The 23,237-nt window shown below is 55.4% G+C and carries 18 protein-coding genes, 1 tRNA gene and 2 pseudogenes; 8 read left to right on the top strand and 13 right to left on the bottom strand.

The features are described from left to right. Positions 1 to 4 precede the first annotated feature (4 nt). From GM154_RS08035 to nikR, 7 genes and pseudogenes are all read right to left on the bottom strand, one after another. On the bottom strand, positions 5 to 763 hold the full coding sequence (locus tag GM154_RS08035; protein ID WP_019367272.1) for a WecB/TagA/CpsF family glycosyltransferase: 759 nt from the start codon (positions 761 to 763) through the stop codon (positions 5 to 7). Further along, the gene (locus GM154_RS08030; RefSeq protein WP_074827161.1) at positions 756 to 1,631 is read right to left on the bottom strand and encodes a glycosyltransferase family 2 protein; all 876 of its coding nucleotides are present in this window, start codon (positions 1,629 to 1,631) and stop codon (positions 756 to 758) included. The genes GM154_RS08035 and GM154_RS08030 overlap by 8 nt, the downstream gene beginning before the upstream one ends. A 195-nt stretch (positions 1,632 to 1,826) precedes the next feature. After that, positions 1,827 to 4,049 (bottom strand): polysaccharide biosynthesis tyrosine autokinase, encoded by a 2,223-nt coding sequence (locus GM154_RS08025; RefSeq protein ID WP_010796163.1) that lies wholly within the window; start codon positions 4,047 to 4,049, stop codon positions 1,827 to 1,829. Positions 4,050 to 4,066: 17 nt separating this feature from the next. Then, positions 4,067 to 4,504 (bottom strand): low molecular weight protein-tyrosine-phosphatase, encoded by a 438-nt coding sequence (locus tag GM154_RS08020; protein ID WP_019367274.1) that lies wholly within the window; start codon positions 4,502 to 4,504, stop codon positions 4,067 to 4,069. Positions 4,505 to 4,698: 194 nt separating this feature from the next. Beyond that, entirely contained in the window at positions 4,699 to 6,117 is a 1,419-nt protein-coding gene (locus tag GM154_RS08015; protein WP_010796161.1) for an undecaprenyl-phosphate glucose phosphotransferase, read from the bottom strand. 523 nt (positions 6,118 to 6,640) lie between these two features. Further along, positions 6,641 to 8,127, bottom strand: a pseudogene (locus GM154_RS08010) (MDR family MFS transporter). A 225-nt stretch (positions 8,128 to 8,352) separates the two neighbouring features. Then, complete coding sequence (gene nikR, locus GM154_RS08005) at positions 8,353 to 8,787, bottom strand: nickel-responsive transcriptional regulator NikR (protein WP_010796159.1); 435 nt, start codon at positions 8,785 to 8,787, stop codon at positions 8,353 to 8,355. Positions 8,788 to 8,884: 97 nt separating this feature from the next. Between nikR and nikA the strand changes: the two genes are divergently transcribed. The 5 genes and pseudogenes from nikA to nikE all read left to right on the top strand — a co-directional run. Then, positions 8,885 to 10,438 (top strand): nickel ABC transporter substrate-binding protein, encoded by a 1,554-nt coding sequence (gene nikA / locus GM154_RS08000; RefSeq protein ID WP_219651745.1) that lies wholly within the window; start codon positions 8,885 to 8,887, stop codon positions 10,436 to 10,438. Positions 10,439 to 10,441: 3 nt separating this feature from the next. Next, entirely contained in the window at positions 10,442 to 11,386 is a 945-nt protein-coding gene (gene nikB, locus GM154_RS07995) for a nickel ABC transporter permease subunit NikB (protein ID WP_219651744.1), read from the top strand. After that, the gene (nikC, locus tag GM154_RS07990; protein ID WP_219651742.1) at positions 11,380 to 12,225 is read left to right on the top strand and encodes a nickel ABC transporter permease subunit NikC; all 846 of its coding nucleotides are present in this window, start codon (positions 11,380 to 11,382) and stop codon (positions 12,223 to 12,225) included. The genes nikB and nikC overlap by 7 nt, the downstream gene beginning before the upstream one ends. Then, complete coding sequence (locus GM154_RS07985) at positions 12,225 to 12,998, top strand: ATP-binding cassette domain-containing protein (RefSeq protein ID WP_219651740.1); 774 nt, start codon at positions 12,225 to 12,227, stop codon at positions 12,996 to 12,998. The genes nikC and GM154_RS07985 overlap by 1 nt, the downstream gene beginning before the upstream one ends. Then, positions 12,995 to 13,789, top strand: a pseudogene (gene nikE, locus GM154_RS07980) (nickel import ATP-binding protein NikE); the annotation flags it as partial. The gene GM154_RS07985 and the pseudogene nikE, both read left to right, overlap by 4 nt. Here nikE and GM154_RS07975 read toward each other — a convergent pair. From GM154_RS07975 to GM154_RS07950, 6 genes are all read right to left on the bottom strand, one after another. Continuing rightward, complete coding sequence (locus tag GM154_RS07975) at positions 13,672 to 15,018, bottom strand: SAM-dependent methyltransferase (protein ID WP_258019756.1); 1,347 nt, start codon at positions 15,016 to 15,018, stop codon at positions 13,672 to 13,674. The pseudogene nikE and the gene GM154_RS07975 sit on opposite strands and share 118 nt — an antisense overlap. A 57-nt stretch (positions 15,019 to 15,075) precedes the next feature. Then, a complete protein-coding gene (locus GM154_RS07970) occupies positions 15,076 to 15,828 on the bottom strand; it encodes a transporter substrate-binding domain-containing protein (RefSeq protein ID WP_122041366.1) in 753 nt (250 codons plus the stop codon). A 191-nt stretch (positions 15,829 to 16,019) separates the two neighbouring features. Further along, positions 16,020 to 16,095 (bottom strand) — tRNA-Phe (locus tag GM154_RS07965). A 114-nt stretch (positions 16,096 to 16,209) separates the two neighbouring features. Continuing rightward, the gene (locus tag GM154_RS07960; protein WP_010796151.1) at positions 16,210 to 16,482 is read right to left on the bottom strand and encodes an oxidative damage protection protein; all 273 of its coding nucleotides are present in this window, start codon (positions 16,480 to 16,482) and stop codon (positions 16,210 to 16,212) included. After that, on the bottom strand, positions 16,479 to 17,543 hold the full coding sequence (mutY, locus tag GM154_RS07955) for an A/G-specific adenine glycosylase (RefSeq protein WP_074827147.1): 1,065 nt from the start codon (positions 17,541 to 17,543) through the stop codon (positions 16,479 to 16,481). Before mutY ends, GM154_RS07960 begins: the two co-directional genes overlap by 4 nt. After that, positions 17,540 to 19,759, bottom strand: coding sequence for an AsmA family protein (locus GM154_RS07950; protein WP_219651738.1), 2,220 nt, complete (start codon positions 19,757 to 19,759; stop codon positions 17,540 to 17,542). Before GM154_RS07950 ends, mutY begins: the two co-directional genes overlap by 4 nt. 312 nt (positions 19,760 to 20,071) lie before the next feature. Between GM154_RS07950 and GM154_RS07945 the strand changes: the two genes are divergently transcribed. The 3 genes from GM154_RS07945 (at position 20,072) to hisH (ending at position 23,122) form a co-directional block, all read left to right on the top strand. Then, a complete protein-coding gene (locus GM154_RS07945) occupies positions 20,072 to 21,730 on the top strand; it encodes an OFA family MFS transporter (RefSeq protein ID WP_219651736.1) in 1,659 nt (552 codons plus the stop codon). A gap of 160 nt (positions 21,731 to 21,890) precedes the next feature. Further along, positions 21,891 to 22,484: an imidazoleglycerol-phosphate dehydratase HisB gene (hisB, locus tag GM154_RS07940; protein WP_010796147.1), complete on the top strand. Its 594-nt coding sequence runs from the start codon at positions 21,891 to 21,893 to the stop codon at positions 22,482 to 22,484. Further along, positions 22,484 to 23,122, top strand: coding sequence for an imidazole glycerol phosphate synthase subunit HisH (hisH, locus tag GM154_RS07935; RefSeq protein WP_010796146.1), 639 nt, complete (start codon positions 22,484 to 22,486; stop codon positions 23,120 to 23,122). The genes hisB and hisH overlap by 1 nt, the downstream gene beginning before the upstream one ends. The last annotated feature ends 115 nt before the right edge of the window (positions 23,123 to 23,237 follow it).

Below are 23,237 nucleotides of genomic sequence, written 5' to 3'. Positions count from 1 at the left end.
TCGATTAATTTACTTCTTCACTGCTTCGTCTTCCTGATCTTTCTTTGAGATAGATAGGAAGAATATGGGTGGCGTCATGAACATAGCGACGCACCAGACGCTGGGGCTCCGATAGCATTCTATGCAGCCACTCGATACGGGCTTTCTGCATCCAGACCGGCGCTCGCTTCAGGCTGCCGGTAGCAAACAGAATCGAGGCCCCGATGCAAAGGCCAACGCCTGTACGCTTGGTAGCATCGACCATGCTGGCCAGCATTTCCTGCCGTGGCGCACCAACCGCGTAGAAAATGAGGTCCGAAGGGTTGGCATAGATGAAGTCGAGGCACTTCTGCACTTCGTCAGGCTTGTTGATAAAGCCCATCGGAGGGTTGTAGTGATTCAACCGGATACGTGGATACAAAGCCTTGAGCTTTACCACGTCCTTTTCTTCGGAGCCAATCAGCGTAATGGACAAGTCTTCCTGGTCGGCTTTCTTCAAAAGCGAGACCGTAAGGTCGCTGCCTGTGATTACTTCCTTGACCTCAACGCCCAGGGATTTGAGCAAGGGCGACAGGATACGGCTATCGCAGACACGCTTGTCAGCGGTGCGATACGCCTTTTGCAGATTCTCGTTTTCCTGGAACTGGACAACGTGATCAATGTTTGGCGTAACGATATAGGTGTAAGGTTTTTTCAGGCTGGCTGAAATATGCTTCAGTAGCTCATCCTTGGTGCCCAGGAAAAAGTCGATACCGAATGCCTGGCTTACTACTCCATTAGACATGCATTGTTGCCCCTTTGAACGCGCCCTTGATACCAGACCAGGCCAGCTTTGGACTTTTGTATTCCTTCAATACGGTTATGCCGGACAGGAAAACCGCAGACATGAGTGCATACGGTGAGCCATAGAACTTCTTATTGAAGCGAGTGGCCGCACGGTTACGGAAGTAGTAGTAAAACTCGGACTTTCCGCCTGAGCTCATTGAGCCATAGTGATAGAGCTGGCTATCCGGTGCGACATACAGTGCAATACCGTGCTTTTTCGCCTGGTGCTGCCAATCCACTTCTTCGGAGTACATGAAGTAGGATTCGTCCATGTAGCCAACCTTATCCAGTATCTCGGCGTTGAAGGCCAGGCTGCAGCCCATGATGTAGTCCGGCTCACGGTTGAGCTGGCCGATCTCATCAATAGAAAGCCCTTTGCCGAGAAGTTTGGATTTGCCTAACAGGGGATACATGATCCCGCCGCCATAGCATTCGATCTTTCCTGTTTGAGAACTCAGAATGACCGAACCGGCAATGGTGTTCTTGTCAGCGGTGATCTTATCCAGTAACGGTTTAAAGGCATCGTCTTTAACATAGGCGTCGTTGTTGAGAATCCAGAAGTTCTCAACCTTGAACTGTTCGCGTGCCCATTTCATTCCAAAGTTGTTACCACCGGCATAGCCGCTGTTAATAGGGCTGGCGATAACGGAAACCCGGTCTACGTTATGGGTTTCTTTCCATTGTTTCATCGCTTCGTAAGAGCCGTCCTTGGAGTCGTTATCTATAAGGACGACGTGGTCGATTGTCTTACAAAAGCCAAGAATGCTTTCAGCGCAGGAAATGCTTTCTTGCGGAGCCTTGTAGTTCAGCACCATTGCAACGTTCATTTCGATATCCCTTTAGCCTAGAAAATCAATTTACTGATCTGAAACGGTCAAAAGCCTTGAAATAACGTAGGAGCTCAAAAGAGCTCCTACCTGTGGACTTTTATGCTTCATCGTTCAATTGAAGCTTTCTCATGCTATGCATGGTGCTTTTTAGTCCCATTCCATGTTTGCAAGCGCTGCTGCCTATAACAGGCTTCAGCTCTTGCTTGGTCTCTCATAGGCGTACTGATAGTTACCGTAAGAGGAATAGTTGGAAGCCTTGCGCTCTACAGCGTTCAGGATCACACCCTTGAGCGGTACACCATTGAGATCAAAGCGACGCTTGGTAGCCTCCAGCTCCTTGGCACTGTTCATGCCGAAGCGGGCGACGATCAGGCTGGTACCTACATGGGCGCCAATGATGGCGGCTTCGGTTACGGCCAGGATCGGCGGAGTATCGATGATCACGATGTCATACAGGTCGCCGAGTTGCTTCAGAACAGTGGTAAAGCGATGGCTCATCAACAGTTCGGAAGGGTTCGGCGGGAACTGGCCACAAGACATGAAATCAAGCATGTCGACTTCGGTCTTCTTGATGGCATCGTTGATTGCAATGCGATTGCTCAGCAGATCGGATAGACCGTCTTTCTGCTTCACATTGAAGATCTTGTGCATGTAGCCCTTGCGCATGTCCCCGTCGATCAGCAGAACGCGCTGACCCGACTCGGCAATAACGGCTGCCAGGTTGGATGAAACAAAGGACTTACCGACATCCGGGCTTGGGCCGGAGATCATCAGAATGTTGTTCTTAGCCTCGATCATCGCAAAGTGCAGGCTGGTCCGCAGGCTACGCAGCGCCTCGGTACTCAGGTCCGTAGGATGAGCGATGGACAGCAGCGCCGATTCGCCAATCTTGCGGGAGCCGCGGCCAAAGAGCTTTTCGGATTCGGACTGGTTGCGGCTGTACGGAATCGAAGCATAAACCGGCAGACCCAACTGCTCGATGGCTTCAGGTGTTTCAATACCGCGCTTGAGGGTATGGCGGGTATAGATAACGGCCAGGCCCAGCAGGCAGCCCAGAACCAGTGCAGCAACTACGATCAGCGGCTTGTTGGGGCTTGCAGGATCATCAATGTTCGCGTTTGCATTATCGATGATACGCACGCTGCCGACAGTACCAGCACGGATAACATCAAGCTCCTGCACCTTGTTCATCATCAGGGTGTAGGTCTGGCTGGTCACGTCAACGTCACGCTTGAGGCGGAGCAGCTCTTGCTGAGTAGAAGGCAGATTGCCTACGCGCTTCTCAAGCTTGTCCTTTTCAACTTCAAGCTGGCGCAGCTGGCCGAGTACGGCCTGGAATGCCGGGTGCTGAGTGGTGAACTTGCGGCTCATCTCAACACGCTTGAGGTTCAGCTCGGAAATCTGGCCATCCAGCGAAACGATCTGATCCAGAACACCCTTGGTCTCGCTGTCGATATCAACAGAGCGGCGGTTGGTCTGATATTCGTTCAGCGCACGCTGCGCGTCTTCCAGTTCTTTCTTGACAGACGGAATCTGGCTACGCAGGAACTCAAGGCTCTGAGTCGATTCTGCTGCGTTGCGGTCAATGTTCTGAGCAACGTACAGATCGATCACTTCTTGAACAATGCGCTGAGCACGCAGAGGATCGGAGTCCTGCAGGGCAACAGACAGAATGCCTGACTGCTTGCCACGCTCGCCTGCGCTGATGCGGCCCTGGTATTCCTGAATTGTTCTGGACAGTCGCTTCTTCATGACTGTGAATTCAGTACCGGGACGTGCTTGCAGCTTGCTGACCTGGATGAAATAGCCATCCTGCTCGACAGGCTGGTTGACAGTGCCGTGCAGCAGAATCTGATTGTCGGCATCGAAAACCGTGAAGCTCTGGTTTTCTTCGACTTTCAGTGTCATAGGCTTGTCCTGGGCGCTGTCGGGGACGCGCAGCTCAGCAACTTCTACATCCTCACCGCCCCAGGCAAAGCTGTTCAGGCCCAGAACAGGGGAGGCAACTTCGTCTTCGCTTTCAGCTTTGAAATGACGAGCGACATAGCCACCAAAAATAGGGAAGTACTTGGGCGTTACGACAACATCCAGGTGCAGATTCTTGACCGCGTTGCCAATCACCAGACGGGATTTGAGCAACTCGATCTCAGTCACTGCCTCCGGAAGTGGCGGTGGCATGCCGGATGTTTGATCAGTCAGGCGTGTTACACCTTTCTTTTCTTCGATCTGCAGCATTGCATTGGATGCATACATGGGCGTAGCCAGCATGGCATAAGCAATACCGAGGAAAGTGAAGATACCGATAATAGAAAGAAGCTGCCATTTGTAATCAACGAGGATTCCAAACAGTGCTGAGAAATTAATATCGGTATCGTTCTTAACTTCAGTGGCCGTAAAACGAGGCATCGTGGTCATGAAATTCCTTCTTCCCCTTATCTAATGTATGGAAGCCAGCTATCTACGCATTTTGCTAAAAGTATATGTACTTCTTTGAACATTTCTTTTGAGAGGCGGTATGGATCGGGTACCTCACGGTTATTTACCCATTTACCAATCAGAAAAACTCTCCCTTTGATTTCTGGCGCCATACTTTCAACAGAACGAGAATGAAATTCTTCCATCGTCAAAATAAGGTCTGCCTTCCGAAGCATTTCTGCATCAACCTGGCGAGCTTTATGTGTCGATAGCTCAAGTCCGTTTTCTCTTAGTACTTCTTGAGCCGTACTATCCATAGGGCGGCCTACCAATGCACCAATACCCGCTGAACTGACTTCTATATTCCGCCCTTTCAGGCCTTCCCTTAGAAGCGTTTCGGCCATTGGACTTCTGCAAATATTTCCAACGCAAACCACTAAAACTGACTTAATCATGAAAACTCTTCCAGACGGGAAATCAGATGCTCTTGATGGCATTTACCAATCGTATCTGGAGCTCACCCTGACATGTCTTCCGCATCTGAACTCCTACTGGGATTCGATCAGGCAAGCTCTGACATCTCTACCTTAGAAAGTTCAGCTGTTGCCGGCCTGAATCACCTTTCGGTCGTCAGGTCCGGCAGCAGTTCTCAGTAAGCGTTCTTGTTGATGAAACCCTTGAAGAGGGTCAGGAAGATGATCTTGACGTCCCACCAGAAGGACCAGTGGTGGATGTAGTCCAGATCGAACTCGATGCGCTTCTGCATCTTGTCCAGGGTATCCGTCTCACCACGCCAGCCGTTGACCTGGGCCCACCCTGTAATACCGGGCTTGACCTTGTGGCGCAGCATGTAGCCTTGAACCAGCTTGCGGTACTGTTCGTTGTGAGCAACCGCATGGGGTCGTGGGCCTACGATCGACATCTCACCGCGCAGTACGTTAATGAACTGGGGAAGCTCATCGAGTGACGTGCGTCGTAGGAACGAGCCAAAGGGAGTAATGCGGCTATCGTTCTTGGTCGCCTGCGTCACCTTCTCGCCATTCTCCATGACCTTCATGCTACGGAATTTCCAGACTTCGATCGGCTTGCCGTCCATGCCATAACGCTTCTGGCGGAAAAATACCGGGCCAGGAGAGGACAGCTTGATGCCAATGGCAATAACCAGCATGGGAATGGAAATGATCGACAGAATGATCAGGGACAGAACGATGTCCTCGATACGCTTGACGATCAGGCTGGCACCATCCATTGGCGTATCGAAGATACTGATGCTGGGCAAACCATCGATGCTTTCGCTGCGGGCATGGAGCAGGTGGAACATGAAGACGTCAGGAATGATGTAGACCGAAGCGGTCGTATCGCTGAGTTCTTGCACCAGCCAGTTGATGTGCTCCTGGTGCGCCATGCTCAGGGTGATGTAGACCTTGTCGATATAACCGGCGCGCGCATCGTCTACCAGCTGTTCCAGGTTGCCGCGAATCGAAAAACCGGGCTCGCTACGGTTGAGCTCGGGATGGTCTAGCGGATTCTCGACATAGAAACCGAGCAGTTGCAGGCCCATCCATGGCGCTCTGTCGATTGTATGGGCAAGACGCTGACCGATCTTGTCGGCACCTACGATGGCTACTCGGCGCGTATTGAAACCGGCTTTTCGCAGCGAGTGCATAACAGAGCGCAGCAGCACCCGATATCCGCACAGGCCAATCAATGAAAGAGCCAGCCATGCCTTCATGGTACTGCTGATTAAAAAGGATTCATTAAAGAAGAAATAATCAACCATGAAAACAGTTGAGAATGTTAATACCCAATAAGTTGATATTTTTATTAGTTCATTGGATATTCTTTCGCCACGCCATGAAAGATACATTTGATTCATTTCTGTCAGGAAATGAAATATCAAAAGAGCAAGGAATACTATTACCCAGTGCTCAGGTTTCATGGGGACGCCAGGAATCACGGAGCCAGCCAGATAAGCTGTTCCGGAAATTACCATTAAATCTAACAAGCGATGTGATAATGAGATCGCTGATGAATTCGAATGTAAAATACCACGTTCTTTAAAATTCATAGTTCCATCCTTGTGCATAAACGTATGCACGAACTTCAACAGGACCGAATAGTCATGGACAACGATCGATGAACATTCGTAGTCGATAACAACCGAACGTGTTTAGGATTCCATCGCGCTGACTCAGGGAATGCTTCAACGGTGACTATAGCCGTCGGTAGGACCGCCCGAAGATTCAAAGGTTCCTTGACTTTGAAGCCCTCGATAAGTGGTTACCGATTCATTCAAGGAGCAAAAGATGAAGGCGTGGTTATAGTCGTTTTAAAAGGTGAATTGGATCACCTTTTAATGGTTAAAAGTGGGCGGATGTTCAAGTTTTATAGGTATTCCAACACCGATAAGCGGTGCTCATAGGGATAAAAGGTCGCTGTGAATCTGTTACAAATTCTAGAAAATTATTTTTGAAACCTGTTCGTTAGACCTTGAGTGACAGTTGTTGTCTTTGCGGCTTGAAAGATCATTGGATTCCTTCAAGTGCTTCAGATGGAGCGTGCTCGATATACCGCTCCGCGTATCGCTTGGATTATCGATCTGCCTGGTCGGTCGGGCCGCGCAAGGGACGCTCGGGTACAGACAACGCGCAGGCAAGTGCAAGCAGGGAAAGCCCAGCCGATACCAGAAACAGTTTATGAAAGGTTGCAAGAAGCGTTTGGCGTAATGGATCGATCGTACCGGCTGACCCAACCAGGTATGTCTGCAGCACGTTTTCAACGGAGTCCGCATGACCCTGCATAGGGGGTAGCCATAGCAAGAGTAGTGCGGACAAGCCAGCGGCGCCTACCGCACCTCCCAATGAACGGAACAGCGAAATCGTACTGGACATAACCCCGATATCAGCCTGTGGAACAGCATTCTGGGCGGCAACCAGTGCAGTGGGAAACTGCATACCCGTTGCAAGTCCTGCCAGAAACAGACTGCCGCCGGCCAGTAACCCACTGCGCGGATCAATAAAGGCAAGCATTACCAGAGCGCATGGCATGATTAGCGTACCCACCAGGATCTGAGGTTTGTAACGTCCCAGCACGGCGGTCAGCCGCCCACAGGTAAAGGCACCCAAGGGAATGCCCGCTGCAAACGGAATCAGATGCAGTGCCGCTTTGCTCATGTCATGGCTGGCGCCAGCTTGAAACCATAAGGGGATCAGCAGCGTTAGCCCTATGGCCTGGAAGTTGGTAAGGAAGTTGAGCATACAGCAGAGCCCGGCCGTTCTGTTCCGGAGTAGGCGTAAGGGCAGAAGTGGTTCTCTGGCGCGCTGCTCATGGTATGCGAATAATGTCAAAGCTGTTATTGCCGCAGCGGCAAGCCAGAGAAGATAGCCGCTGCTTAAGGGCGCTCCTTTGCCGATCAATGTTGTAGCCATTAAAAGCGCAGTAAGGCCGGTAGCCAGTAGCAGAATGCCCGGGTAGTCAATGATGGCCTTGCGGCCGGGCACGGGAAGGCTGGCTAGAACGCGGTAACAAATGAAGAGCCCGGCAATGCCAACGGGCAAATTGATCCAGAAAACCCAGCGCCAGGATAAATACTCGGTCATCAAGCCGCCCAATACGGGGCCTGCGATACTGGCCAGCGCATACATGCTGCTGATATAGCCTTGATAACGGCCTCGCTCGCGTGGCGGTACGACGTCGCCAATGACCGCTTGGCTTACGGCAATCAGCCCTCCTGCACCCAAGCCCTGTAAGATTCTGGCCAGGATCAGTTGGGGCATGTCTTGGGCAAGCGCACAAGCGAGTGACGCTACCGTAAGAGGCTGAAAGCTGCCGACATCATCTTTTGTCGGCCATAGAGGTCGCCAAACTTTCCGTAGAGCGGCATCGAGACGGTCATGGCAACCATGTAGCCCGATATTACCCAGGCTAGAAGTCCGGTGTCATTGAGCTGTGCAGAGATGGCCGGCAGCGAAACCGCCACGATCGTTTGATCCAGAGCGGCCAGCAAAATAGCCAGCATGGGTGCCGGCATAATGGCCTTTATGCGATGTGAACGTGCCGCGTCTGAGTTCAACTGCATTCTCGATAAGATAGGAACGATACCGGTCTGTTTCCATGATCGCTTCGTAGTATCAGTAGCAATGTATGGATAAGGCCTAATAAGGACAGGTCTGCCTCCTTTTTATAGTGCTTTTTTCTAAGGCTGAAATTTTCTTATTCACCTATTGAAAATTACCAAGAGCCTTGGTATCAGGGCTTTTCCTACAGGCTATACAGAAACTGCGCACAGAGTTATCCACAGGTTTTAGAGGTCATGCTCATGGGTATGAGTGGCAGGGGGCATCGGTACGATGAACGCTCTGCCATGGCGTACCCCACGCTCTGCAGTGACATGCTGGGCCAGCTCTCGGACCTCCGCGGTAGTTCCCTTCAACACTGAGACCTCCATGCAGCTTCCATGATCCAGATGGACATGCAAAGTAGCCAGCGTAAGGTCGTGGTGGGCATGAAACGTACGGGTCAGCCGCTTCGAGAGTTCACGAGCATTATGGTCATAGACATAACTCAAGGTGGCGATACAGGTGGAGTCGGCTGGCAGATCTTGCGCGACGGGCTCGCGCATGCCTTCTCTCAGCAGGTCCCGGATGGCCTCGGAGCGTCCTTGATAACCGTGGCTCGCCACACGATCGTCAACAGCGGCCAACAGGTCGTCATCCAGTGTAATCGTTACTCGTTGCATAAAAACCAATCACCTTCAGTATGAAGTTTTCTCGTAGACATCATACTCTTCCCTGACTATTCTCCCGCGCTTGTCTACGCATAACAGGAGTGGGAGTGTGAATCAGCTTGGCTTCAAGAGAAAGCTCGGGGTGCTTCTATTGGCAGCGGGATTGGTTCTGCCTGTTATGGCGCAAGCTGAGGTGCTTACCTACTCCTGGCCGACGAATGCCGGGCCGCTTGATCCTCGCGGTTATTCACCGAATCAGATGTATGCCCAGGCGATGGTCTATGAGCCACTGGTACGCTATAGGGCCGATGGCAGTGTCGAGCCCTGGCTGGCGACCCGGTGGGACATTTCCCCGGATGGACGGACCTATACGTTTACCCTGCGCGATGGCGTGCGCTTCAGTGATGGCAGCGCGTTTGATGCGGCAGCGGCAAAGGCCAACATCGAAGCCGTTCTGGCAAATCGCAAACGGCATGCCTGGATGGAGCTGGTTGAAACCATCGATCATGCCGAAGCGCCAGATGCCCATACGCTGCGTCTGGTTTTAAAGCATCCTTATTATCCTACCCTGCTTGAGTTGGCACAGGTGCGCCCCCTGCGGTTTGCAGCGCCCAATGCCCAACCTGGACAGCCGATAGGAACAGGCCCCTGGCAACTGGTTGAAAGTCGTCGAGGCGAGTTTGATCGCTTTGCCCGTAACCCTTATTACTGGGGCCCAAAGCCTGCCTATGACGAGGTGCTGGTCAAGGTCATTCCTGACCCGAGTGGGCGGGCGATTGCGCTCGAAACGGGGCAGCTTGACCTGATCCAGGGTTCCGAGGGTGAAGTTTCCGCCGACACTTTCGTTCGCTTGAAACAGGTGGGCTACCATACGGCTATCTCAGCGCCTCTGGCGACCCGGGTCATTGCACTCAATACCAACCTTGCGCCTACCAATGAGCTGGCGGTGCGACAGGCCATCAATTGGGCCGTCGACAAGGATGCGATCGTCAAGCACGTCCTGTATGGCCTGGAACCACGGGCCGATACGCTTTTCTCAACCAACCTGCCGTATACCGATGTTGGCCTGAAGCCGTATGGCTATTCTCCTGAGAAGGCTAGCGAGGCGCTGGAACAGGCTGGCTGGATACTGAGTCCAGGCGAGAAGATTCGCTACAAGAATGGGCAGCCGTTACGCCTGGAGCTGTGCTTCTATGGGGCAAATGCATTGCAGAAGAGTGTGGCTGAGGTTGTTCAGGCCAACCTGGGTAGTCTGGGTTTCGATGTGGTTCTCAAGGGAGAGGACGAGGGGGCTTTGGTAGAGCGCCAACGTGATGGTCGCTTTGGAATGATCTTCGCAGAGACATGGGGCGCACCCTACGATCCGCACTCTTTCGTCAGCTCCATGCGTTATGCCGGGCATGCGGATTATCAGGCACAGCAAGGCCTGCCAATGAAGGCCGCCATTGACCAGGAGATCGGTGAAATATTGGCGTCGGTAGAGGAGGGCAAACGGCAGGCGCTCTACAAGGACGTGTTGACTACTTTGCATGAGCAAGCGGTTTACGTGCCGATTTCATACCTGACCGCTACCAGCGTAAGCCGCGATTCAGTCGAAAACGTGCAGTTCGGCTCGACTCTTTTCGACGTGCCTTTCGAGGTCATGAAGCCGGGCGGAGAGTAATTCATGCTGCGTTATATCGCCTATCGGCTGGCCCTGCTGATACCCATCCTGCTTGCTGTTTCGCTACTGGTATTCGTGCTGCTGCATATGGGGCGGGGTGATCCTGCTCTGGATTACCTGCGTCTCTCCCAGATTCCGCCTACGGACGCGGCCCTGGCGGAGGCGCGGCATACGCTCGGGCTCGATCTTCCCTTGGTTGAGCAGTACTTGATGTGGCTCTGGCGCGCGCTGCATCTGGATTTCGGAACATCATTCGTGACGGGACGGCCCGTCCTGGATGATCTTCTCTATTACCTGCCCGCCACCCTTCAGCTAGGAGGCACTGCGCTGGCGGTCACTTTGCTGGTCAGCTTGCCGCTAGGCATCTGGGCGGCCCGCAGACCGGGTGGCTGGCCGGATCAGCTTGTACGGTTTATCGCCTTTTTTGGCGTCTCGATGCCCAATTTCTGGTTAGCGTTCCTGATGGTCGCCCTGTTTTCCGTGACCCTGGGATGGCTGCCTCCCATGGGGCGGGGAGGAATAGCGCATCTGGTCATGCCGGTACTGGCAGTGGCGCTGATGTCGTTATCGATCAACGCGCGGCTTCTTCGTGCCAGCCTATTGGAAGCCAGCGGGCAGCGACATGTGTTGTACGCACGCCTGCGTGGGCTGCCGGAAGGGCAGGTATGGCGCAGACATATCCTGCGCAACGCCTGGCTACCCGTCGTGACAGCCATCGGGATGCATGTCGGTGAATTGATTGGCGGCACGCTGGTCATCGAAACGATTTTCGCCTGGCCCGGGCTGGGCCGCTTTGCAGTCAGTGCCGTTTACAACCGGGACTTCCCTGTATTGCAGTGCTTTACGCTGCTGATGACCGGGCTGTTTGTCCTCTGCAATCTGGTTGTGGATGTACTGTACGCCTGGCTCGACCCTCGCACGCGATTGGAAGGAGCACAGGCATGCTAGTAGAGACGATGAATGTACCCCGGACGCGCTCATGGGGGGCTTGGCTGGGTGGTGTATTGGTCATCCTTCTGCTCGCCTTGACGCTGCTGGGGCCTTGGTTGGCTCTCTACGATCCGACTGCCGTCGATGTGAGCCAGCGGCTACAGGGGATGAGCGAAGCACATTGGCTGGGAACCGACCATCTGGGGCGTGACGTCCTGTCGCGCCTCATTACTGGGGCACGTTTGTCCCTGGGTACGGTTGTGCTGACGCTATGCCTGATCCTCACGCTTGGCATTGTCGTAGGCGGTGTGGCCGGGTTTATCGGTGGTCGACTGGACACGGTGCTGATGCGAGTCGGCGAATTGTTCATGACCGTACCCACCTTTGTTCTGGCGCTCTTCTTTATTGGTGTGCTGGGAACAGGGCTTTCGAATGTCATCCTGGCCATCGCTCTTTCGCATTGGGCCTGGTATGCCCGGATGGTTCGCAGCCTCGTGATCTCGCTGCGTGGGCGAGACTATTTGCTGGCATCCCGTCTGGCGGGTGCGTCACGTCTGCAGAGCTTTGTCAGCCACATCCTGCCAAGCGTGCTGGGTCAACTGATGGTCCTGGCCTCGCTGGATATCGGCCACATGATGCTGCACGTATCAGGTTTATCCTTTCTCGGTCTGGGCGTCAGCCCACCTACGCCGGAGTGGGGTGTGATGATCAACGACGCCAAAGAGTTTCTCTGGACGCATCCTCAACTCTTACTCTGGCCGGGCCTTATGATTTTTCTGACCGTAATGGCCTTCAACCTGCTTGGGGATGCGTTGCGGGATCGCCTGGATCCTTCGCTGCGCACAGGAGGGCATTGATGGGTCGTGTATTGGAAGTCCAGGGCCTGACCTTGGCTGTTAATGATCACGTCTTGGTCAAGGATCTGAGCCTGACGGTCAGGGCCGGGCGTGTTACCGCTTTGGTGGGTTCCAGTGGCTCTGGCAAATCCATGACCTGTCTGGGCATGCTCGATCAACTTCCCACAGGCGTGACAAGGGTGTCAGGACACGTGTTGTGCGACGGACAAAGGACGAGCGGCGAGCATCTGCGGGGGCGTCAGGTTTCCATGATCATGCAGAATCCCCGTTCTGCCTTTAATCCTGTACTGACGATGCGGGCGCATGCCTACGAGGTGCTGGCGCTGCGTAACATCCGTGGTGCAGATGCCCAGGCGCGTCTGGACGCCTGCCTGGTGGATGTTGGCCTGAATACTTCCTCTCAGGTGCTTGACCTTTATTCCTTTCAAATGAGTGGCGGCATGTTACAGCGCATGATGATTGCGTTGGCACTGCTGGCTGAAACCCCTTTTCTATTGGCCGATGAACCAACAACGGATCTTGATCTGCTCATGCAGGCACGTGTGCTGGATGTACTTGATCGACTGGTTGAAGAGAAAGATCTAGGAATTCTGCTAGTAACGCATGACATGGGAGTTGTTGCCCGTTGCGCCCACGATGTGTTGGTGATGGATGAAGGGAGCCTTGTGGAGGCTACGTCTGTCGAGCAATTGTTTGACGCACCATGTAGCCCTGCCGCGCGTGATCTGCTGGCTGCGCATCAGGCGCTCACCTTGGCGGAGGATTATGAATGAGACTGCTCAGCGCTGAGGGTATCGGGCACGGCTATCGCTCGGGAGGTTTCTGGTCACGGCGGCCCTTGCAGACCGTATTGCATGGTGTGGATTTTCACATTGACGAAGGGGAAAGCGTTGGTCTTCTGGGAAACAGCGGCAGTGGTAAAAGTACATTGGCGCGTCTGTTGCTGGGACTTGAAAGACCGGTAACCGGGCGCGTCAGCTTTCGGAATGAGGTGCTATCCGAGCTACGGGGTGAAGCGCTTCGTACGTTTCAGCGCCGTGTCCAGTTGGTCTTCCAGGATGCACCAAGCGCATTCAACCCTCGCCACTCGATTGGCTGGAGTCTGTCTGAACCGCTTCGACACTTGATGGGTCTTTCCAGGCCGGACTGTTTGCGGCGAGTTGCGCAGCTGTTGGAGCAGGTTGGATTGGCGGCTTCTATAGCTGACAGGCTCCCCGGCCAGCTCAGTGGCGGACAGCTCCAGCGGGTCGGCATTGCGCGGGCGCTGGCATCAAACCCCTCGCTTATTGTACTGGATGAGGCGCTGTCCAATCTGGATCGAGTCCTTCAGGTGCAGATACTGGATATGCTCAGCGAAATACGTGAAACGCAAGGAACAGCCTTTCTGTTGATTACCCACGATCTAAGCCTAGTACAGCGGCTGTGCCATCGGGTGGCTGTGCTGGATCAGGGGCGGCTGGCCGAAGAGTGTAAGGTAACCACGGGGCTGCGTTTTGAGCATCCGGCTGGAGTGGCGTTACAGAAAGCCATTCTGCCGGCTCGACCTGTAAGGCGCGCGCCGGCCGTTCTCTGAGGTTTCTCAGCCAGCAGCATCAGATTGCGGGGTGTCAGGCTAGGGTCGCAAAAGCTGCCTAGTCTGACCTCGTAGCCCTGTTCCTCCAGAAAGAGCGCCCGATCAAGGAGCAGCCAGAGCTCGAGCGGTCGCCGGAAAAGCCCGCGGACCAGTTCAAGATTGCGAACAGCGGCGAGACGCTTCCAGCCGGCGGCCTCAAGTGCCTCCCAGTTGCGCTCAGGGATGGGCGGCAAGCCTTTGAGCGTGGCAAGCTCCAGGCAGTAGTCGCGAAAGGTGCACTGCAACCAATGGGTTGCCAGTGGAGGAGTAGGAAGGTATTCATCGGCTCCGCGGATCTCTCGCTGAAGCAGGTCGAATCCCAGCCTTCTGGCCATGGAAAGGTCACGCTGGCGGCGAACCCGGGCACCGGCGGTCACGGTTTCACACAGGGGCAGCCCAAGGTCCTCCTTGCTCAGGAGAAGTGCTGACTGCCTGGCGTTCGCGGAAAGCGGGCGGTACTCATCGCCGCTGATACGGTTATAGCAACAGGGCGCTAACGCCAAGGCAGGGCAGCCTGTCTGGCTGGCTACCTGCATCAACCGCACATGGAGATCACCGCACGCATGCAGCGCTACAGGCGTGTGAAAGGCCTTAAGCCTTTCCGTAACAGAATCAGCCATTACATCCTGTTCATAATGATGGGCTGAAAGCCCCAGGCGCTCGCTGATACGTTGCCCTGTCTCTACCAGTGAGGGATCGTATTCCAGACAGTCGAACGCAGCGCCATGGACGCCCAGGCGTCGTCCTAAATGACCTTTGCCTGAGCACCAGTCCAGCCAATGCGAGGGAGGGCTGCTGAACAAGGCGTGGTGAGCGAATGCCTCCACCTGCTGCCATTTGCGTCCCGGCACGTCCACGCTCAGCCTGTTAGGCGCTTCGCTGTACTGTCTGGGCAACTCGCCGATCATGCACAGCTGACGTGCCTCTTCGGCCCAGGCTGGAAAAGGCGAGGGGGCCTTGAGTGCATGGGGATGTGTATGCGTAGCCTCCGCCTCTTCAAGTGAGCGGGTGCGAAGCCACGAGGATAGCCCCGGGTTGGCCTTCTCCCAAGGCAGTGTTGGCTGGGTGAACGGCTTGGGTCGCCAGAGCGCCTGGTGCTGTATCAGGAAGCTGTCCAAGGCATTGAAGCGTGCTTCTAACGCACTGCCCTGGAGGAAGGAAGCAGGATAGGTCTCACTCATGCCGATCACGGAGGCTAACGGGGCGGCGAAGCATAACGCACCGCCCTGTCGCTGTGATCAGTAGAGGCTGAACGGAAAGTATCGGGCGTTGATCTGCTGGTATGTCCCGTTGGCGAGAATACCTTTGAGAGCTTCATCCAGGCGGGCTTTCAGCGGATCGTTCTTGCGTACCGCTATCGCAATGCGGTCCTTTTGCAGGACGGGTTCGCCTTTAAGCTCGAAGCGTTGCCCCTCTGGGGTCTGCAGCCAGGCGTAATGCGCAAAGCGGTCTCCCAGTACGGCATCCACACGCCCATCTGCAAGGGCCTGGTTGGCTTCCTCCTGGGAGTCGTAGAAGCGCATGTTGACCTGACCGCCCAGATGGTTGGAGAGCCAATCTGCCGAAAGCGTCGCGCGGCCGGCACCGATAACCTTGCCTTTGAGTCCGCGGGGGTCTGTGCTGAACGGTTTATCCCTGGGGGCAATGAACTGAATGCTGTTCATGTAGTAGGGGATAGTGAAGGAGACGAGCTGCTCGCGCTCCGGTGTGATCGACATTGAGGAAATGATGGCGTCGAACTTGCGTGCGTTCAGTGAAGGCAGCATGCGATCCCAGCTGGTGATCACGAACTGGCATTGCACCTTGAGTTCTGCACACAGTGCCTGGGCAATATCCACATCGAAGCCGGTCAGCTTGCCGTTACCACTAACGCTACTGAACGGGGGAAGCGAGCCTTGAACGCCCACTTTGAGAACGTCGGCTGCCAGAGCTGTGCCGCACAGGCTTAAGCCCGCCATCAAAGAAATAACCCATCGCTTGAGCCGCTTCATTCATTCCTCCATCTACAGGTCTGTATAAGCTTTACAGCTGTTTAACCGCAGGTTGTCAAATAAAAGACCCAAGACGAGCAATTGAGCGAACGGGAGAGAATCGTGCTGAAGCCTTTTCGGGGCAGTGATACGAGGCGGGACAAACATGCAGGCAAAAAAAAGCCCGATCAGTGATCGGGCTTTTAGAATCATGGTGCCCAGGGACGGAATCGAACCGCCGACACGGGGATTTTCAATCCCCTGCTCTACCAACTGAGCTACCTGGGCAACGGGGCGCATTAAACCGTTATAAACGATTTGTGTCAAGCGCGAGTTGAAAAAAATTCAATTTTTACCGTGACTTAAGTGTTTGCCCCAAAATCAGAAGGGCTAGCCCCCAGATCATTCACTGGGCGGTACATATCCTTCGGCTTGCGCGTACTCTTCGCCAGAAAGGAATTTATCCATTTCCTGCTGAAGGAATTTACGGTCGTCGGCATTCATCATGTTCAGACGGCGCTCGTTGATCAGCATGGTCTGATGTTTCTGCCAGTCATCCCAGGCCTGCTTGGATACATTCAGGTAAATGTCCTCGCCCTTGGCGCCCGGATAAGGCGGGCGATCCAGGCCAGGCAGTTCTTGCTTGAGCTTGCGGCACATGACAGTGCGGGTCATACGGTTTCTCCTTTCAACGCCTCTTCGGCGCGCTTGAGCAATTTCTTGACCGGGGCTGCCAGCCCCAGGCGTGGCGGATTGGCGAGGTTATACCAAAGCCAGTCCGGTTCGGTCATGGATTGATTGCGGCTGTCCACATGAATCAGCCAGGGCTCGATGTTGAGCTGGAAATGGCTGAAGGTATGTGTAAGGCCAGGCAAGGCCTGACGCTGTTCCATGATCAGGCTGTGGCGCTCAATCAGGGCCCCCAGCTGATCGACCGTATCGAGCTCAGGTGGACTCCAGAGACCACCCCAGAGCCCGGAAGAAGGGCGCCGGTGGAGCAGGATGGCATTGTCATCATTGATGATCAGTGGCATCAGGGTCCGCTTTTGCGGCAAGGTCTTCCGTGGCTTGGGTTCGGGAAAATCCGTTTCACGTCCCAGCCGATGGGCCTGGCAGCCTTCTTTCAATGGACAGAGCAGGCAGGTGGGCTTGCTGCGTGTGCACAGTGTAGCGCCCAGGTCCATCATGGCCTGAGTGTAGTTGCCCACACGAATGTGAGGTGTATAGCGCTCCGCCACGTCCCATAGCGCTCGGGCGACGGCGGGCTCGCCGGGATAGCCGGACTGTGCCGAATAGCGCGCCAGAACCCGCTTGACGTTGCCGTCCAGAATCGGTGCGCGAATGTTCATGGACAGGCTGGCAATGGCACCTGCCGTCGAGCGGCCTATGCCTGGCAGGTCCACGAGGGCTTCGACACTACGTGGAAACTCACCGCTGTGCTCGGTGACGACAATCTTTGCCGTCTTGTGCAGATTTCGGGCGCGACTGTAATACCCCAGTCCCGTCCAGAGGTGCAGTACTTCGTCTTCAGAGGCAGCGGCAAGCGCCTGGACATCGGGTAACGCCTGCATGAAACGGTCAAAATAGCCCAGCACTGTACTGACCTGGGTCTGCTGGAGCATGATCTCCGAGACCCAGACCCGATAAGGGGTGATGTTCTGCTGCCAGGGCAGGTCCTTGCGGCCATGAATGTCGTACCAATTCAGGACTGCGCTGGAAAAGCGTTCCGGATTCATCGTTTGTGGAATAACCCCTTGATGGCATCTTTGAGTTCGGGACTGACTTTGTCTCCGAGCTTTTCATCCAGTTTCTCATTAAGTCGATCACCCGCCAGTCGGGCGACGATCTTGCTCATGCCGTCGCGATCCAGGCGGCAGGCCTTAGCGCCCAGCTCCAGCGGACCCCGGCAATGCAACGGCCACTCGATGCCGGTATAGCGCTCATTGACCTGACAGGCCGGGTCGGGCATGTCGCTCTTGTCGCCTTCGACGGTTACGCCAATGCGGTAGTCCAAGCCCAGCACGCGTAAGTCGATATCACCGTTGCCCTTGGCCGTCAGGCCGGGAATGCGGGCAATCAGGTCCTGGTTGCTGGCGACTCCATTATTGATGGTCAGACTACCGCTCAGCTCGCGGAACGGAGTGTCCTGGCCATCATGCGCACTGGCAAGTGTCTTTTTGTTGAGCAGCGCGATGCCCTGGCAGAGCTGGCCCTCTAGGTTGGCATTGGCTAGGACACCATTGCTCAGACGAAAGCGCGCCGTTCCATCCAGGCTATCCATCCATGCCTTCTGGCTATTGCCTTGCGCGGTCAGGTTGGCATCCAGATCCAGCGCCCCCCGTACGGGTGGCTTTTGGCCCTGGGCCTGGAGAATTTTTTCAACCGGTACCTGAGCAATACGTTCGGTCACACTGAGTTTGGGTGTGATTCCTCGAACATCAAGGGCACCATTGGCCTGAAAGCGACCGCTGAACAAGTCGCCACGCAATTCGCTCAGTGTGACGAGGCCGTCTTTACCGTTGAGCTTGAGGCTGGCGTTATCAATAGGCAGCTTGGTGACCACGAAGTGATCCAGGTTGAGCGAAGCGTTCAGATCCAGTGCTTTGAGCCGCTCTACAGGAAGAATGTCCTCACTGCTCCAGGCATGCTGAGTGGGGGAGGAGGGAAGCGGTGAATTGCCCTGGCTGGCAACCGCATCGGCTGCAGTCACTTCGTTCTGGCGAGCGGTATTGCTCTCGTGCTGAGCGGCAGCCGTCTTGGCGGGCAGGTAGCGATCCAGGTCGAGGCGATCACCTTTGAGGTCAATACTCAAGGCTTTACGGGCGAAGTCTTCTACGGCAATACGACCCGAGAAGGTGCCGCCATCCAGTACAAGGTTCAGGTCTTCCAGCGCCAGGCTGTTCTGGCTGCCGGACAGGCGTGTATTGAACTCAACCTGCTTGAGGGTGTTGGCGTCAGCCATTTCCGGCAGGGCGACACCAATGCCGGTCAGAAAGGCGCGCAGATCGGTCTGTGCAATGGACAGGCCGCCTTCAAGCTTGGGTGCCTTTTCAAGGTCATGCACTTTGAGTTCACCCAGCGCCTTGAGCTGGTTGAAAGTCAGCTTGAGGCCGTTCCACTCAGCAACCTGAGCGGCCCGGTCCAGAAGAAGTTGACCTTCCGCTGAATATTTCAGCAGCTGTCCGCCGAAGGGTTCGCCTGTGGCATCGCCGGACAGGTTGGCATTGTCCAGCTGGTAGCGCTGCAAGGCATTGTCAAAGCGCAGCTCGCCAGTCAAGACCACCGAGGCATTGACGGGCGGTTGATTGGTCGTGAGGGTGCCCAGCAGTTTCAGCGGAATATTGGTGCCTTCGCGGATGCTGCCAGTGCTCAGGTCAAGGCCTTCGAACGCATAATGCGCGCCGCTGCGGGCATCGCTGTAATCGAGGCGTGAGTCCTTGACCGTCAGGCTATCGATATCCAGCTTGAGTGGACGGCGTGGCTTATCATCCTGGCCGGCTGGCTGCTCCGCCGGTTGGTCGTTTGGCGTACCGGGGGTTTTATCGGGTGCGGGGCGGCCAATGTTTTCCCAGTTGGCCTGGCCTTGTTCGTCGCGAGCCAGCGTCAGGTTGAGGCCGTCCACGCGAATATCACTCATCTCGACATCATGGCGAAGCAGCGGCAATACGCGCACCGAGAAGCCCAACCGCTGTACGTTGGCAAGCGGCTTTTGTGGTGTGGTGGCACTGGCGATGGTCGCATCATGAAGTTGCAGGCCAAGCCATGGAAAGAGGCTCCAGCCTATATCGCCATTAAGGGTCAGCTCGATGTTGGCCTTGTCCCGGGCAAGTTGGCGGATTTCGTCTTTGTAATCGTTGGGGTCGAACAAGTGGGTCAAGGCAAAGCCCAGCGCCACGATGATCAGCAGCAGCCCAAGAAAGACAAGGCCGAGCACTTTTCCGAACGCTTTCATTGACGGGTCCTTATCTAAAAACTTAAGTAATTGGCCGAGTATAACGCTGCCAAGTGGTCGTTTTGGCTGGATGAACGTCAGAAGCGCGATATCGGCCTCAGACTCTCTGTCGCGCTGTAAATGCCGTTTGGCGTGTAGGCACGAAAAATTGAGTGCTGTGCTCTGGTATTTACACGCCATGCGCTCTATTGTCGCGCCCCGACTAAAGGAGAATTCGTTCGCGTTTTTGAAAAAAACGGTGCGTTGGGGAATGCCCGGTCTTTTCTGCGAACATTTCAGCGAGTCGTCAACACTTCATATAGGGGATTTCTCATGAGCATTACGCTCACACAGAGCGGCACTTCCGCTCGTCCCGCTTTCCTATCCAAGGAACGGATCGTTGCCACCCATGGCTTCAACCGCTGGCTGGTACCGCCAGCAGCACTGGCCATTCATATGTGTATTGGCATGGCCTACGGTTTCTCCGTATTCTGGCTGCCGCTGTCTCGCGCCGTTGGCATTGATGCACCCATTGCCTGCGCGCCCACCATGGGCTTTTTCGATCAGCTTTTCGCCACGGGCTGCGACTGGAAAATCTCCCAGTTAGGTTGGATGTATACCCTGTTCTTCCTGTTCCTGGGCTGCTCGGCTGCCTTTTTCGGTAGCTGGCTGGAGCACGCCGGTCCTCGCAAGGCAGGCATCGTGTCGGCATTCCTGTGGTGCGGCGGTCTGGTGATCTCGGCCATGGGCGTTTACACCCACCACATCTGGCTGCTCTGGCTGGGGGCTGGTGTGATCGGGGGGATCGGGCTGGGGCTTGGCTATATTTCGCCAGTTTCGACACTCATGAAGTGGTTCCCTGACAAGCGGGGCATGGCGGCTGGCATGGCGATCATGGGCTTCGGCGGCGGTGCGATGGTCGGTGCGCCCCTGGCCGACATGCTGATGCGCCATTTCGCAACGGCTGAAGATGTTGGTGTCTGGCAGTGCTTCCTGGTCCTGGCCGGCGTCTATTTTGTCTTCATGATAGGTGGCGCGCTTGCGTACCGTGTACCGCCGCCTGGCTGGCGTCCGGAAGGATGGTCGCCTTCGCTGAAAAAGACCGGCAATGACATGATCACCAGCCGTCACGTGCATGTCAGCAAGGCCTGGCGCACGCCCCAGTTCTGGCTGGTGTGGGCGGTACTCTGTCTGAACGTTTCCGCTGGTATCGGTATCCTGGGTATGGCATCGCCCATGCTGCAGGAAGTATTCGGTGGTCGCCTGATCAGCGTTGGTATCCGCTTCAATGACCTGAACAAGGATCAGCTGGCGCAGATCGCCACGATCGCTGCCGGCTTTACTGGCCTGCTCAGTCTGTTCAACATCGGCGGTCGTTTCTTCTGGGCATCGTTCTCGGACTTTATCGGTCGCAAGATCACGTTTTTCGTGTTCTTTGCGCTGGGCTTTGCCTTGTACGCGATCATTCCGTGGACCAGCCACATGGGCAGCGTAGCGCTGTTCGTGTTCACGTTCTGCCTGATTCTGTCCATGTACGGCGGCTGCTTCGCTACCGTGCCGGCTTATCTGGCGGATCTCTTCGGTACGCAGATGGTGGGGGCGATCCATGGTCGTCTGCTGACGGCCTGGGCCGCTGCCGGTATTTTCGGTCCGGTGCTGGTGAACTACCTGCGTGAGTACCAGCTGGGCCTGGGGGTTCCGCGTGCAGCTGTCTATGACACTACGCTTTATATCCTGTCGGGCCTGCTGATCCTCGGCTTTATCTGTAACCTGCTGGTACGCCCGGTGGCAGACAAGCACTTCATGACCGAGGCCGAGCTGGCTGTTGAGCGTTCCAAGAGCAACGACAACAACTTCGACAATCTAGTGATCGAATGGTCGGCTGACCCGTCCAGCAAGACTTGGGTCATTCTGGCCTGGGCTGTGGTCGTCATTCCGTTGGCATGGGGTGTTCTCATTACCCTGGGCAAAACGGCTGTGCTGTTCGGCTAAGCGATACCGCTCGCGGCAGGTGCAATGCCTGCCGCGTTTCCCGCCACTCGTCCCATCCTTCCTCTCGTTTGCGTTTAGGTGCCTTTCACGGCTTCTGCTTCCTGGCTATGGCTTCTATACTGTTTACCCTTTTTTGCCCTCTCATTTCGCGGAGCAGGTAATGGCCGAACGCAAGGCAGCCGTCGAGCGCAATACCCTGGAAACCCAGGTCAAGGTATCCATCAATCTGGATGGCACCGGGCAAGCCCGATTCGACATCGGGGTTCCCTTTCTTGAGCACATGCTGGATCAGATCGCCCGCCACGGGTTGATCGACCTGGACATCCATTGCAAGGGCGACCTGCATATCGACGATCACCATACCGTTGAGGACGTGGGCATCACGCTGGGTCAGGCCTTTGCCCAGGCCATTGGCGACAAGAAAGGCATCTACCGTTACGGACATGCCTATGTGCCACTGGACGAAGCCCTGTCCCGGGTCGTCATCGATTTTTCCGGGCGTCCCGGTCTGCACTGGCATGTACCGTTCACCCGGGCTACGGTCGGAGGCTTCGACGTCGATTTGTTCATCGAGTTTTTCCAGGGCTTCGTCAACCATGCGCAGGTAACGCTGCATGTGGATAACCTGCGTGGCATCAACACTCACCACCAGATCGAGACGGTCTTCAAGGCGTTTGGACGCGCGCTGCGCATGGCAGTCAGCCAGGACGAGCGCATGGCCGGACAGATGCCGTCTACCAAGGGGTGCCTCTGATGCAGACGGTAGCAGTCATCGACTATGGCATGGGCAACCTGCACTCGGTTGCCAAGGCGCTTGAGTATTCAGGCGGCGCACGCGTGCTGGTCACGGGCGATCCGCAGATCATTCGGGAGGCAGACCGCATCGTCCTGCCCGGCGTAGGCGCTATCCGCGATTGTATGGCTGAGATCCGCCGCCTGGGCATTGATGTGCTGGTTCGCGAAGTCAGCCAGGATCGTCCCTTCCTGGGCGTCTGTGTGGGCATGCAGGCCTTGATGGAAACCAGCGAGGAAAACAACGGTGTTGACTGTGTCGGCCTGTTTCCCGGTCGGGTGCGCCGCTTCCCTGCCGATATGGTAGAGAATGGTGAAAAGCTTAAAGTCCCGCACATGGGATGGAACGAGGTGGCGCATACCCTCGATCATCCGCTTTGGCATGGTATTCCAGACCAGAGCCGCTTCTACTTTGTGCACAGCTACTACATCGAGGCCGCCAACGCTCGCCAGGTAGCCGGCCGAGGCCATTATGGCGTGGACTTTACCGCCGCCTTGGCTGACGGTCCGCGCTTTGCCACGCAGTTCCATCCCGAAAAGAGCGCAACCTGCGGTTTGCAGCTCTACCAGAACTTTGTTGCCTGGGACGGCCGCTGGTAAGCCTGGCTGATTGTACTAGCCGCCATGGCAAGGCTTGAGTGCAAGCAAAGTCAACCCGTGGCGTTTTATCACCATTAGCGAACGCATTCCTGGTGCTGAACCTGTGCCATGCAGG

It is taken from the genome of Pseudomonas sp. MAG002Y (assembly GCF_019400845.1).
Taxonomy (GTDB): Bacteria; Pseudomonadota; Gammaproteobacteria; order Pseudomonadales; family Pseudomonadaceae; genus Chryseomonas; species Chryseomonas luteola.
The sequence above is the reverse complement of the archived record's forward strand: the minus strand, read 5'-3'. Positions and strand labels throughout refer to the sequence as shown.

Coding starts and splice junctions, on each gene's coding strand:
- nikR (WP_010796159.1), bottom strand. CDS start 8,787: ATGCAACGAGTAACGATTACACTGGATGACGACCTGTTGGCCGCTGTT.
- hisB (WP_010796147.1), top strand. CDS start 21,891: ATGGCCGAACGCAAGGCAGCCGTCGAGCGCAATACCCTGGAAACCCAG.
- GM154_RS07945 (WP_219651736.1), top strand. CDS start 20,072: ATGAGCATTACGCTCACACAGAGCGGCACTTCCGCTCGTCCCGCTTTC.
- GM154_RS08025 (WP_010796163.1), bottom strand. CDS start 4,049: ATGACCACGATGCCTCGTTTTACGGCCACTGAAGTTAAGAACGATACC.
- GM154_RS08015 (WP_010796161.1), bottom strand. CDS start 6,117: ATGAATTTTAAAGAACGTGGTATTTTACATTCGAATTCATCAGCGATC.
- GM154_RS07970 (WP_122041366.1), bottom strand. CDS start 15,828: ATGAAGCGGCTCAAGCGATGGGTTATTTCTTTGATGGCGGGCTTAAGC.
- GM154_RS08035 (WP_019367272.1), bottom strand. CDS start 763: ATGTCTAATGGAGTAGTAAGCCAGGCATTCGGTATCGACTTTTTCCTG.
- nikB (WP_219651744.1), top strand. CDS start 10,442: ATGCTGCGTTATATCGCCTATCGGCTGGCCCTGCTGATACCCATCCTG.
- hisH (WP_010796146.1), top strand. CDS start 22,484: ATGCAGACGGTAGCAGTCATCGACTATGGCATGGGCAACCTGCACTCG.
- GM154_RS07960 (WP_010796151.1), bottom strand. CDS start 16,482: ATGACCCGCACTGTCATGTGCCGCAAGCTCAAGCAAGAACTGCCTGGC.
- GM154_RS07950 (WP_219651738.1), bottom strand. CDS start 19,759: ATGAAAGCGTTCGGAAAAGTGCTCGGCCTTGTCTTTCTTGGGCTGCTG.
- GM154_RS08020 (WP_019367274.1), bottom strand. CDS start 4,504: ATGATTAAGTCAGTTTTAGTGGTTTGCGTTGGAAATATTTGCAGAAGT.
- mutY (WP_074827147.1), bottom strand. CDS start 17,543: ATGAATCCGGAACGCTTTTCCAGCGCAGTCCTGAATTGGTACGACATT.
- GM154_RS08030 (WP_074827161.1), bottom strand. CDS start 1,631: ATGAACGTTGCAATGGTGCTGAACTACAAGGCTCCGCAAGAAAGCATT.
- GM154_RS07985 (WP_219651740.1), top strand. CDS start 12,225: ATGGGTCGTGTATTGGAAGTCCAGGGCCTGACCTTGGCTGTTAATGAT.
- GM154_RS07975 (WP_258019756.1), bottom strand. CDS start 15,018: ATGAGTGAGACCTATCCTGCTTCCTTCCTCCAGGGCAGTGCGTTAGAA.
- nikC (WP_219651742.1), top strand. CDS start 11,380: ATGCTAGTAGAGACGATGAATGTACCCCGGACGCGCTCATGGGGGGCT.